Origin of the sequence: Microbacterium pullorum (genome assembly GCF_014836535.1) — a bacterium.
GTDB classification, from domain to species: domain Bacteria; phylum Actinomycetota; class Actinomycetes; order Actinomycetales; family Microbacteriaceae; genus Microbacterium; species Microbacterium pullorum.
Map to the genome: position 1 here is coordinate 307,860 of NZ_JACSQP010000001.1, position 12,138 is coordinate 319,997.

The window sequence follows — 12,138 nt, forward strand, 5'->3', positions numbered from 1 at the left end:
TCCCACTGGCTTTTCCCATCACGACGCTCCGTAGCTTTCTTCTCGGAAGGCGGCACATCGTGCCCGCCACAGAGGAGATACATGTACCTGACATATCTGCGGCGGGAGCTGGCAGGCCGCAAGAAGCAGAGCGTCATCGTGGCTGCCGGGCTCGGGATCGCCATCGCGCTCGTGATGATCGTGAATTCGCTCGCTGCGGGGGTGAGTGCCGCTCAGACGACGGCACTGGAGTCCGTCTACGGAGTGGGCACAGACCTCACCGTCACAGGTGCACAGCTCGAGCCCGGCGATGTCGGCGGGGAGCGGTTCGAGTTCGACCAGGACGGCGGCGCCACGACAGACGGCGGCACCACCACCGAACTCAGCCAGTCGCGACTGAGCACCGATTTCATGCGCGGCACCCTCGACCTGTCGGTTCTCGACACCGTGCGCGGAGTGGACGGTGTGGTGGGTGCGGCAGGCGCGCTCAGCCTCACGAACGCCACATTCTCGGGCCAACTGCCGCAGCGCCCCGCCGATGCCGGCGACGACGCGACCGGCGCGCAGCAGGCGCCCCCGCAGCAGGGCGCAGCCGGTTCGTTCGGCGGCGGCTCGTTCGGTGTCGACTCGTTCACGGTGCTCGGGCTCGACCCGGCCGCCGACGCGGTCGGCCCACTGTCGGCCATCGAGCTGACCGAGGGTCGCAGCCTGGAGACCACCGACGCCGGCTCTCATGTCGCCGTGCTCGACGCGATCTATGCGTCCGCGGCGAACCTCGCTGTCGGCGACACCATCGATGTGGGCGGCGAGGACTTCGAGGTCGTCGGGCTCGTCGCCTCGACCTCGGGTGAGGTCGACACCGCTTCGAACGTCTACATCCCGCTCGATGTCGCGCAGGATCTCTCGGGTGCCGGTGACGTGATCTCGACGGTGTACGTGCAGGCGGAGTCCTCTGATGCGATCCCGGCGGTGCAGGCTGCGCTTGAGGACGAGCTGCCCGACGCGACCGTGAGCTCGCAGTCCGATCTGGCCTCGACCGTGTCGGGTTCGCTGTCCAGCGCGTCATCGCTCATCACCGGCCTCGGTACGCGGCTGTCGGTCATCGTGCTCGCCGTCGCGCTGGTGCTCGCCGTATTGTTCACGATCTCGGGCGTCGGGCGTCGCACCCGCGAGTTCGGCACGTTGAAGGCCATCGGCTGGTCGAACAGCCGCGTCGTCGGTCAAGTCGCCGGCGAGTCGGTGGTGCAGGGCGCGATCGGCGGCGTGGTCGGACTGATCATCGGGTTCGCGGGCATCCTCGCGATCAACCTCATCTCCCCGACGATCTCGACGGCCGCCGCGACCCCCTCCTTCGGCGCCGGGGGAGGCGAAGGCGCTCTGCCTCCGGGCGGCGTCGGGGGTGGCGCGTTCGGTGACGCCATGATGCAGACCCCCGGCACCGACATCGTCCTGTCGGCGCCGGTCACACCCTGGGTCGTCGTCGCCGCGGTCGCAATCGCTGTGCTCGGCGGGCTTGTCGCGGGCGCATTCGGTGGCTGGCGTGCCGCCCGGCTGAGCCCCGCCGAGGCGCTGCGGTCGGTCGGCTGAGGACTCCATGTCCGACCGCGTGCCCACGGCATCCACCACTCGTTCCAATCCGACGACGGGAAAGCACAACATGACCATGATCGACACCGAGCCTGCAGCAGCTCAGGATCCCGCCCCCCGGCCGCTGTATCGGCTGGAAGGTGTGACACGCACTTATACGCAGAAGGGGCGTGTCGTGGCGGCGCTCGCCGGCATCGATCTCGCGATCGATACGGGAGACTTCGTCACGATCCAGGGAGCCACCGGGGGAGGCAAATCCACTCTGCTCCAGCTGCTCGGCGCCCTCGACCGGCCCTCCGCCGGTGCGGTGTACCTGGGAGAGACCGAGATGGCCGCGGCGAGCGACCGCGTGCTCGGGCGTCTCCGTGCGCACGACATCGGGTTCGTCTTCCAGGGGTTCAACCTGATCCCCACCCTCACGGCGCACGAGAACGTCGACATGGCACTCGAGCCGCTCGGCCTGCCGAAGACCGAGCGCGCAGCCCGGGTCGCCGATGCGCTCGCGCGCGTCGGCCTGTCGGAACGCGCCGACCATCGTCCCGGCGAGCTGTCGGGCGGTCAGCAGCAGCGCGTCGCGATCGCACGGGCGATCGTGAAGCGCCCACGAGTGCTGTTGGCGGACGAGCCCACCGGCAACCTCGACGAGAGCATGCGCGACGAGATCCTCTCGGTGCTGCAGGACCTCAATGACGAAGGATTGACCCTCATCGTCGTGACGCACGACTCGGCGGTCGCCCGTCGGGCCAAGCGGCGTCTGCGGTTGGAGAAGGGCACGGTGCGCGACATCACCCGGTGACCGCCCCGCCTCACGCGCGGTGGGTGGAGCGCTGCTCCTCGTGACCTGGCGGTCATGCCTACTCCGGTATGCTTCTGGCAGCTCGGATCGAGCACCGCAGGGAGAACACCATGACTGCCGCGCTCGACGCGATCCTCGAGATCTTCACCTGGGTGGGACTCGGCGCCGGCGTGCTCGTCGCCCTCCTCGCCCTCATCCTCTGGGCCGTCGACGGCTCGTGGCTTCCGGCGCGAGGCGTCATCGACGAGGAAGACCACCGCACGGTCGTGCGGTGGTTCGACGACGCGGGGGGAGTGGGCGCCGCCACGGCGAGCCACGCCGAGGCGGAGTCCCTCGCAGGCCAGTCGATGGTCGACATCTGGTACCGCCTCGGCTCGCGCGACCGCTTCCGTCTGACGAAGCATTCGCCTGCGGTTCGTGCCACCGCCTGGCTCGCCGCGGGGCTCGCGATCCTGGGCGTGGTGGCGCTCGCGACGTCGTGGATTCTCCTCTTCGCCCGCGGTTGATTCGTCGAGTGGCGCCCGTGTCGATTGCTAGATAAGCTAGCAATATGGCAAATGAGCGAAATGTGCCGCGATGGCTGCGCATCGGCATCCCCCTGGTTTTGGTGCTGGTGTGGCTGGTCGGCGGATCCGTCGGCGGAATGTACTTCGGCAAGGTCGACGAGGTCGCCACCAACGACCGCTCCGCCTACCTGCCGTCCAGTGCTGACGCGACGCAGGTCAACGACCGCCTGGGCGAGTTTCTGGGCGATGACAGCATCCCCGCGCTCGTGGTCGCCTCCGGTGATGGGGAGCTCACCGAACAGCAGCTGACCGAGCTCGGTGAACTCGCCGCGAGCCTCGCCGACATCGACGCCGTCTCCGGTGACGTGTCACCGGCGGTGCCGTCGGAGGACGGCGAGGCGGTGCAGATCTTCGTGCCGCTGGATGCCGACGCCGAGGTCGCCGAAGCGGTCACCGAGCTGCGTGAGTACCTCGCGGAAGAGGCGCCTGAGGGTATCGACACGTGGGTGACCGGGCCCGCCGGATTCTCTGCCGACCTCGTGGAGGGCTTCCTCGGCATCGACGGGCTGCTCTTGGCCGTCGCGCTCATCGCCGTCTTCGTCATCCTCGTGGTCGTCTATCGCTCACCGCTGCTTCCGGTGCTCGTGCTGCTGACGTCGTTGTTCGCGTTGTGCGTCGCGCTGCTCACCGTCTGGTGGCTCGCCAAGGCCGGCGTGGTCGTGCTGAACGGGCAGGTGCAGGGCATCCTGTTCATCCTCGTGATCGGCGCGGCGACCGACTACGCGCTGTTGTACGTCGCGCGCTTCCGGGAGTCGCTGGCCTCGGGTCAGCGTCGCTGGCAGGCGACGCTGTCGGCATGGCGCGGCGCGTTCGAGCCGATCCTCGCCTCGGGCGGCACGGTCATCGCGGGGCTCCTCTGCCTGCTGCTCAGCGATCTCGCCACCAACCGGGCGCTCGGGCCGATCGCCTCCATCGGCATCGCGTTCGCCATGCTCTCCGCCCTCACGTTCCTGCCGGCGCTGCTGGCGCTCACCGGTCGCGCGGCGTTCTGGCCGTTCGCCCCGAAGCCCGACTCCATCGGCATGCCCGATGACTTCACCAAGCCGGTCAAGGGCCTCTGGCCCCGCCAGGCGCGGTTCGTGTCACGCCACCCGCGTGCGGTGTGGATCGCCTCCACCCTCGTGCTGCTGATCGCCTGCCTCGGTGTCACGCAGCTGAAGGCCGACGGCGTTCCCTCGAGCGACCTCGTGCTGGGCGAATCGCAGGCTCGCGACGGCCAGGCGGTGCTGGCCGAGCACTTCCCGGGCGGCTCCGGCAGCCCGGTGTACGTGATCGTTCCCGAGGACCAGGTGGCCGAGGGGGTCGAGGTGCTCCTGGCCAACGACGGCATCGATTCGGTCGCCGCGGCATCCGAGGACTCGCCCAACGGTCAGGCCGGCGTCGAGGTCGAGGGTGGCGAAGCGGTCTTCACCGTGATGGGCCCTCCCGGCACCCCCGCGCCGGAGCCCACCGTCTCGGAGGGTGACGTGCTGCTCATCGCGACGCTCACCGACACGGCCGACTCGATCGCCGCCGAGGACGTCGTGCGGGACCTGCGCACCGACCTGACGGAGGCCGTCAGCGGCACCGTGCTCGTCGGCGGCGAGACGGCGACCGACGTCGACACCAACGACACGTCGATCCGCGACCGCACGCTGATCATCCCGATCATCCTGCTGGTGATCCTGGCGATCCTCATCCTGCTGCTGAGGTCGCTGTTGGCGCCGCTGCTGCTCATCGGCACCGTGATCTTGTCGTTCGGTTCGGCCCTGGGCGTCAGCGCCCTCGTGTTCAACGGGATCTTCGACTTCCCGGGAGCGGACCCCGCGGTCCCGCTCTACGGGTTCGTGTTCCTCGTGGCGCTGGGCATCGACTACAACATCTTCCTGATGACGCGCGTGCGGGAGGAGTCCCTCGTGCACGGAACGAGGCAGGGGATCCTGCGGGGTCTCGTCGCCACCGGCGGTGTGATCACCTCTGCGGGGCTCGTGCTGGCGGCGACGTTCGCGGCCCTCGGCGTCATTCCGATCCTGTTCCTCGCGCAGCTGGCCTTCATCGTGGCGTTCGGTGTGCTGCTGGACACCTTCATCGTGCGTTCGCTGCTGGTGCCCGCCCTGTCGTACGACATCGGGCGCGCCATCTGGTGGCCGTCGAAGCTGTGGCGCAACGACATCGGCCCCCGCCAGGTGGCAGCCGGTGCCGGTGCCGAGCCGGTGGCGGGCACGGATGACGCGCACAACGTCGCCAATCCGGCGCCCGCGCGGGCGACACGCCGCTCGCGGCGGCGCGGCTGATCTGGATCAGCGACGTTGTGCAGGTGGGGCCGCGGCTGATGCCGCGGTCCCACCTGCGTTCCGCCCGGATGAACGACGTTGTGCGCACCGAGGGTGGGCGTAGGCTCCCCGTATGAGCACCGCACTGTTCATCGTCGACGTGCAGAACGACTTCACCGAGGGCGGCGCGCTGGCCGTGACCGGCGGTGACGCGGTCGCCGCGGCCATCACCCGCCACCTCGCGGCCCACGCCGGCGACTACGAGCTGATCATCGCCTCCCGCGACTGGCACGACGCCGACGGGGACAACGGCGGCCACTTCGCGACGGGCGAGCCCGATTACGTCGACACGTGGCCGGTGCACTGCGTCGCCGGCACGCAAGGCGCCGAGTACGACCCCGGGCTGGTGACCGACGCCGTCACTCATCACGTGCGCAAGGGGCAGGGGCAGCCGGCGTACTCGCTCTACGAGGGTGCGACCGATGGTGGCGAGACGGTGGCCGAGCTGCTGGCCTCGCGCGGCATCACCGAGGTCGACGTCGTGGGTCTTGCCACCGACCACTGCGTGCGGGCGTCGGCCTTGGATGCCATCGAGCACGGCCGCCGCGTGCGGGTGCTGACCGACCTGGTCGCCGGCGTCGCCCCCGACTCCGCCGACGCGGCTCTCGCCGAACTCGCCCATGCCGGCGCCGTGCTGGCCGAGTCCGGCGCCTGAGGTTCAGGTCGAGGGCGGTTCGTCCTCGAGCGTCTCGGGGTGGTTGCGCAGCCGCAGCAGGCTCCACGCCAGCCCGCCCCACAGCACACCCGCAGCGACGATGAGGAACACGATCGCGGTGGGGGTCATCGGCCGGCCCTTCTCTCGCTGCGCTCACGAAGCGCGCGTTGCTTGTCTGCCTGCACCTCGCGGGCGAGCTGCTCGGTGTCGTCGGGTTCGATCGTCAGCGCGTCCGGACGCCGGTAGGTGCCGAGGCTCAGCAATCCGCTGACCACGGCCAGCACGCCGAGCAGGCCCCAGCCGGCGATGGCGAGGAACCAGCCCGGCAGGTCTGCGTAGCCGTCGGCGATGTACCCGTAGGCGCCCGTCACCAGGATGACGGTGAGGATGATCGGGGTCACCACCGTCACCATGACGCGCCAGATCGGTCCCACCCGGAACGATGACACCGCGTTGAGGTGGCGCGCGAGCTCCGGCGCCCGGCGACCCACGATGACCACGAGCAGAAGGGTGAGGATCGCCGAGAGCACCACGCCGATGTTGTTGACGAACGCGTCGACGACGTCGAGCGTGTACAGCCCGCTCGTGGTCGCGAACAACAAGATCGACGGCACCGCGGTGGCGATGCCGAGGGTGACGCCCGCCCGGCGGGTGCTCCAGCCCGTCTTGTCCTGCAGCGCAGCGGACTGCACCTGCAGGATCGACAGCAGCGAGGAGAAGCCCGCGAGCACCAGGGAGACGAAGAACAGCACCCCGACGATCTGACCGCCCGGCATCTGCGACAGCAACGTCGGGTAGGTCATGAAGGCCAGTCCCACGCCCTGGATGTTCTCCAGTTCGGCGATGGTGCTGCCCTGCGCCGACGCCAGGAACCCGAGCGTCGCGAACACGCCGATGCCTGCCAGCAGTTCGAAGCTGGTGTTGGAGAAGGCCACCACCAGCCCCGACCCGGTCAGGTCGCTCTTGCGACGCAGGTACGAGGAGTAGGTGAGCATGATGCCGAAGGCGATGGAGAACGAGAAGAAGATGTGGCCGTATGCGGCGATCCACACGGCGGGATCGGCCAGTGCCGCCCAGCTGGGGGTGAAGAACGCGTTGAGCCCATCGACGGCGCCCGGCAGGAAGAGGGCATACACCACGATGCCGGTGAAGCTCACCGCGAGCAGCGGCAGCGTGACCCGGTTCACGCGGTCGATACCCCGACGGATGCCGAAGGCCAGGGCCACCACAGCGGTCAGCCACACCAGCACCAGCGGGATGAGCACGGCGGGGGCGAAGTCGAGCGTGAAGCCGACGGTCGCCGGCCGGCGCAGGTGCGCGGAGAGGAAGAAGCCGACGGCATCCTCGCCCCACGCCAGCGTGACGGCGTAGACCGCGTAGGCGACCGCCCACGCGATGACGACCGCGTAGTAGATGCAGATGACATAGCAGAGCCCCACCTGCCACCAGCCGAGCGGCTCGAAGCGCCGGTGGATGCGGCGGAAGGCCAGCGGGGCCGACGCGCGATAGCGGTGCCCGATGGCGTAGTCGAGGAACAGGATCGGCAGTCCGGCGGTCAGGAACGCGATGAGGTACGGGAGCAGGAACGCGCCGCCCCCGTTCTCGTAGGCGACGCCGGGGAAGCGCCAGATGTTGCCGAGGCCGACCGCCGACGACACGGCGGCGATGATGAAGGCGCTGCGGCCACTCCAGGTCTCGCGCTGCGCGGGCGGGGTGGCGGTCATCCCGGGATTCTAGTGAGGCCCGCTGTCGCGGTACACCCCTCGGGGACCCGAGGATGCGCGCACCCGGCGAGCCGTGATAGACAGCAATCGGATGGGGGTCCCGCACCAGATGACCACGCAGCACCGGCCCGACGATGCGCTCGACGACTTCACGGAGATGATCCGTGACGAGCAGGTGTTCCCGGCCGGTCGTGCGGCCGCCGACCCCGAGGTGCGGCGTCGGCGGCGCGGCCGCAACCTGATCATCGCCGCCGTGATCACGCTCACCGTGCTGGCATCCGGAGGCGGGTACACCGCCTGGGCGGTGACGGCGCCCGTCCCCGATCCGGTGGCCACGTCGCAGACGCCGCAGGCGCCGAGGGCACCATCGAGCCCCCGACGACCTGGTGGCGGCTCACCCACCCCGGCGATCTCGGCTGATCCGCGCTCACGTGAGGGCGCGGATGTCGGCGGCCACGATCCGCAGATCGTCCCCGATCTGGTGACCGCCGGTCACGGTGCGCACACGGGCTCGCGGGATCGCCGCGGCGTAGAGATCGCGGTGCGCGAACGGCACGATGGCATCGTCTTCGCTGGCGTACAGACGCACCGCGGCATCCACCGGGAGATGCCGGTCGATGTCTGCCGGCAGTTCGAAGTCGTCGAAGGTCCACTCGGCGTCGCCGCCGGGGAACGGCGCCGCGATCAGGCACATCGCCGCCACCGGCGTGGTCACCGGCCTGTTCGCCAGATACCGCAGCAGCATGTATCCGCCGGCGGAGTGCCCGACCAGCACGAGTGGCGCCCGAGCCGTTGCCAGGGCCGCGGTGAGAGCGTCGAACCATCGCAGGTCATCGAGGTCGTCCTCGGGAAACCGCGGGCGGTGCACGGTGTACCCCGCGCCCAGCTCGCCGGCCAGGCTGTCGGCCAGCCGCGCGTCCGCATCGAACGCCCCCGGGCCCGCGCCGTGCAGGAACACCACATCGACGCTCACGTCGCGCTCCCGTCCGCACGCAGTGCGGTGCGCGCCGCCGCGGCGGCGTCGAACAGCGTCTGCGGATCGGGATCACCGTCCCACGAGGTGAAGACCACCGTCGTGAGCCCCGCAGCGACGAGGTCGAGGGCCTGGGCGGCGGGATCCGCCGCGGGCTCGACGTAGCCGACGACGTGCAGCGTGTGCCCCGCCAGCGGCGACGCTGCACGGGCGGCGCGCACGATCTCGACGGCGGATGCCACGGCATCCGCATTCGCCGCCTCGCTCAGCACGACGCCGTCGGCGATCTCGCCGGCCAGCGCCAGCGCCTTCGGGCCGTTGGCGCCGAGCAGCACCGGCGGCACGGCGTCGGGGAGGGGCGGCAGGCTGAGCTGCACGCCGTTCAGGCGCACGTACTCGCCGCTCGCTGTCACCTCATCGCCGTGCAGCAGTGCCCGCACGGCGGTGGCGTACTCCCGCAGCAGCCTGAGCGGACGGTCGACCGCGGCTCCCGCCTGCTGCATCCACTCCCGCACGCCGTGTCCGAACGCCGGCACGAATCGGCCCGGGTGCATGCGGCTGAGGGCCGCGACCTCCATCGCTGCGAGGGCGGGGTTGCGCAGGGGCGTGGGCATGAGGCCGAGCCCCACCCGCAGCGTGGTCGTCGCATCGAGCGCTGCTACGGAGGTCACGAGGCCGCCGCTGAAGAAGCTGTCCTCCCACAGCCACAGATCGTCGACGCCGGCGGCTTCCGCCGCGCGGGCGGCGTCGGGAAGCTGTTCGGGCGGGAGTTGCGGCCGGGCGACGACGCCGACGCGCACGTCCATCTCGTTCTGGGTCATCCCCGGATCCTAGGTGCGCGGCATCGGCGGCCCAAGAGGGCGCGATGTCAGGACAGGTCGCCGCGGCATCCGGCCCTTCGCCGAAACAAGGGGATCTGCCCGAATGAGGGCGGATGCCGACGCAGGAACCTCATTCGGGCGGATCTCCGCATCTCGGCGACGCGGAGAAGCGGTGTGCGGGGCCGATGGAACCCTCGGCACCCGGTCATCCGATCTCTGCACTTCAGGCGACGCCAGGAAAGCGCGGCACATGAGCCAGGAGGTCTGCGTTGTTTCGTTGGTGGGCCCCGTGGGGCTCGAACCCACGACCCGCGGATTAAAAGTCCGATGCTCTACCGACTGAGCTAGAGGCCCTCGACATCAAGCCTAGTAGGCGCTCAGCGGTTCCCGTTCCCGTTGCCGTTGTTGTTGCCGGGACCGCGGTTGGGGTTGGTGTTGCCGTTGTTGTTCCCCGGCCCCGCGTTGGGGTTCTTCGGGCCCGGGTCCTCGGCGACGACGGTCTGCTCGGTCGGGGTGTCGACCGGCGTCACCACCGCCGGCTCGTTGGCGGGCTGCTCCACCGGCGCAGGCTCGACCGGCGCGGGCTCCACCGGCGCCGGCGCCGGCTCCTCCTGCACCACGGGCGCGGGGTCGGTGGACCCGGTGCTGCCGATCACGGCGGAGATCGTCGACACCGAGAGCACGGCCAGCAGCGCCACGCCGGCTGCTGCGGCGTACACGCGGCGCGGATGCCGAGAGTGAGCGCGCGCGGCGGGAACCGTCACGGCTTCCGTCGAACCGGTGCGGCGCGCCGACACCGCCGATGTCGCAGTCAACGGCGCCGGGACGGCGGGCAGGCGCAGCGGCGCGGTGGGCGCAGCAGCGGCGGCCGCACGCTCGCGCCGCGTCGCGGGAACCTGGGGGAGGCGCGCGGTCGCCACCGCAGCGGCGGCCAGGGGCGCCGTCGGCACCGCGGCGGCGGCTGCGCGCAGCCCGGCACCGGCGGCGCCGTCGCCACCCACGGCATCCGGCACCGTCAAGCGTGCCGCCGCGATCGACACCTCGAGCGCGGTGGGCCGGTCCTCGGGGCGCATCGCCGTCATCGCCTGAAGCAGTTCGCGCCAGGCCCGCGGCAGCGACGCGGGGATGACGGGAGCGTCCAGCAGTCGGGCGGTGAGGGCGCCGATGCCCGACACATCGCCGAACGGGCGCTGCCCGGTGAGGGCTTCGATGAGCAGGATGCCGAGGGCGTAGATGTCCGCGGCGGGGGTGGGGGTCTCGCCGCGCGCCTGCTCCGGGGCGAGATACGCGGCGGTGCCGATCACGAGCCCGGGGTCGGTCGCGCGGGTCGAATGCTCGAGGTAAGCGATGCCGAAGTCGGCGACCTTCGCCCGCCAGCGGCCGTTGGCGAGCGGCGACCGCCACAGCAGCACGTTCGACGGCTTCACATCGCGGTGCACGACACCGGAGGTGTGTGCGACGTGCAGTCCTTCGGCGATGTCCAGCGCGATCCCTGCGAGCTCGGCGGCATCCACCCTGCCCTGATCGAGGTGCTGGCGCAGGGTGAGGCCGGGCACGTACTCCATGACCAGATAGTTCACTTCGCCGGGCGCGCGGCCGATGCGGGCATCGAAGAGGGTGACCAGGCACGGGTGGTTGAGCGATGCCAGCAGCAGCATCTCCGAGCGTGCGCGCTCCACCGCTCCCAGGCCCTCGTCACCGTGGTTGTGCATGACTTTCACCGCGATCGTGCGCTGCAGGTGCACGTCTTCCGCGCGGAAGACGCGCCCGGCCCCGCCGGCGCCGATCTGCTCGAGCAGCCGATACCGGCGCTCGAGCAGCGTGTCCTCGGCGATCTCGTTCGCGCTCGCGTGGATCATGGCCCTCCCAGCCGAACCGGCGGCGGCCCAGCCCGCGCCCCGATTGCTTCGCCAGGCTAACGAATCCATCGATATGTCCTCAGCCGCTTGACGTACGGCCGAAAGCATGAGACGACCGCCGGCGACATCGCAGCGCCGGCGGCCGTCCCGCCCAACCCGGAACGCGCGGCCCCCCGACCGCGTCCCGGTGGTCTCTTACTCGGTCGGCGGCATCAGCACCGTGTCGATCAGGTACACCGTCGCGTTGGCGGTCTGCACGCCGCCGCAGATGACGGTCGCGTCGTTGACCATCCACTCGTCACCCGACCCGGTCACCTCTACGTCGCCGCCCTGCAGGGTGGTGTGCATGCCGGCGATGTCGGCCGGATCGATCTGGCCCTCCACCACGTGGTAGGTCAGGATCGACGTGAGCGTCTCGCTGTCGGTCTTCAGCGACTCGATGACGGCGGGGTCGATCTTCGCGAACGCGTCGTCAACGGGAGCGAACACCGTGTACTCGCCGCTGTTGAGCGTCTCGACGAGGTTCACGTCGGGGTTGAGCTCGCCGCTCACCGCTGCCGTGAGTGTCGTGAGCAGCGGGTTGTTGGATGCCGCGACCGCCACCGGCTCCTGCGACATGCCCTCGATCGAGCCGGCGCCGTCGGGCACCGCCTCGGCGTAGTCCTCACAGCCGGCGCCGACGAGCATGGCCCCGGCATCCATCGCCTCGGGCGTGCTGGTCTCGGATGACTCGGTCGTCATCGATTCGGTCTCGTCATCGGTGGTGTCGCCGCCCATCGTGCATGCCGAGAGCGCAAACGCGCCCGCCAGCGTCAGAGTCAGAGCTGCGGTGATCTTCTTCTTGGTGCTGAGCATGATGTCCTCCG

The 12,138-nt window shown here is 70.3% G+C and carries 11 protein-coding genes and 1 tRNA gene; 5 read left to right on the forward strand and 7 right to left on the reverse strand.

Annotated elements, in window-relative coordinates:
* The first annotated feature begins 81 nt into the window (after nt 1–81).
* From H9651_RS01520 to H9651_RS01540, 5 genes are all read left to right on the forward strand, one after another.
* Complete coding sequence (locus H9651_RS01520) at nt 82–1,566, forward strand: ABC transporter permease (RefSeq protein WP_191717330.1); 1,485 nt, start codon at nt 82–84, stop codon at nt 1,564–1,566.
* 70 nt (nt 1,567–1,636) lie between these two features.
* On the forward strand, nt 1,637–2,362 hold the full coding sequence (locus H9651_RS01525; protein ID WP_191717537.1) for an ABC transporter ATP-binding protein: 726 nt from the start codon (nt 1,637–1,639) through the stop codon (nt 2,360–2,362).
* Nucleotides 2,363–2,472: 110 nt separating this feature from the next.
* The gene (locus H9651_RS01530) at nt 2,473–2,868 is read left to right on the forward strand and encodes a hypothetical protein (protein ID WP_191717331.1); all 396 of its coding nucleotides are present in this window, start codon (nt 2,473–2,475) and stop codon (nt 2,866–2,868) included.
* Between the two features lie 44 nt (nt 2,869–2,912).
* Entirely contained in the window at nt 2,913–5,201 is a 2,289-nt protein-coding gene (locus H9651_RS01535; RefSeq protein WP_191717332.1) for an MMPL family transporter, read from the forward strand.
* Nucleotides 5,202–5,313: 112 nt separating this feature from the next.
* Nucleotides 5,314–5,895, forward strand: coding sequence for an isochorismatase family protein (locus H9651_RS01540; RefSeq protein ID WP_191717333.1), 582 nt, complete (start codon nt 5,314–5,316; stop codon nt 5,893–5,895).
* Between the two features lie 3 nt (nt 5,896–5,898).
* Here H9651_RS01540 and H9651_RS01545 read toward each other — a convergent pair whose 3' ends face one another.
* From H9651_RS01545 to H9651_RS01575, 7 genes are all read right to left on the reverse strand, one after another.
* Nucleotides 5,899–6,024: a methionine/alanine import family NSS transporter small subunit gene (locus H9651_RS01545; RefSeq protein ID WP_191717334.1), complete on the reverse strand. Its 126-nt coding sequence runs from the start codon at nt 6,022–6,024 to the stop codon at nt 5,899–5,901.
* On the reverse strand, nt 6,021–7,619 hold the full coding sequence (locus H9651_RS01550; RefSeq protein WP_191717335.1) for a sodium-dependent transporter: 1,599 nt from the start codon (nt 7,617–7,619) through the stop codon (nt 6,021–6,023). The genes H9651_RS01545 and H9651_RS01550 overlap by 4 nt, the downstream gene beginning before the upstream one ends.
* A gap of 427 nt (nt 7,620–8,046) precedes the next feature.
* The gene (locus H9651_RS01555) at nt 8,047–8,592 is read right to left on the reverse strand and encodes an alpha/beta hydrolase (protein WP_191717336.1); all 546 of its coding nucleotides are present in this window, start codon (nt 8,590–8,592) and stop codon (nt 8,047–8,049) included.
* The gene (locus H9651_RS01560) at nt 8,589–9,413 is read right to left on the reverse strand and encodes an LLM class flavin-dependent oxidoreductase (RefSeq protein WP_225216213.1); all 825 of its coding nucleotides are present in this window, start codon (nt 9,411–9,413) and stop codon (nt 8,589–8,591) included. The genes H9651_RS01555 and H9651_RS01560 overlap by 4 nt, the downstream gene beginning before the upstream one ends.
* A gap of 278 nt (nt 9,414–9,691) precedes the next feature.
* Nucleotides 9,692–9,767, reverse strand: a tRNA-Lys gene (locus tag H9651_RS01565).
* Nucleotides 9,768–9,790: 23 nt separating this feature from the next.
* On the reverse strand, nt 9,791–11,272 hold the full coding sequence (locus H9651_RS01570; RefSeq protein ID WP_191717337.1) for a serine/threonine-protein kinase: 1,482 nt from the start codon (nt 11,270–11,272) through the stop codon (nt 9,791–9,793).
* Between the two features lie 195 nt (nt 11,273–11,467).
* Nucleotides 11,468–12,127: a fasciclin domain-containing protein gene (locus tag H9651_RS01575; RefSeq protein WP_191717338.1), complete on the reverse strand. Its 660-nt coding sequence runs from the start codon at nt 12,125–12,127 to the stop codon at nt 11,468–11,470.
* Nucleotides 12,128–12,138 lie beyond the last annotated feature (11 nt).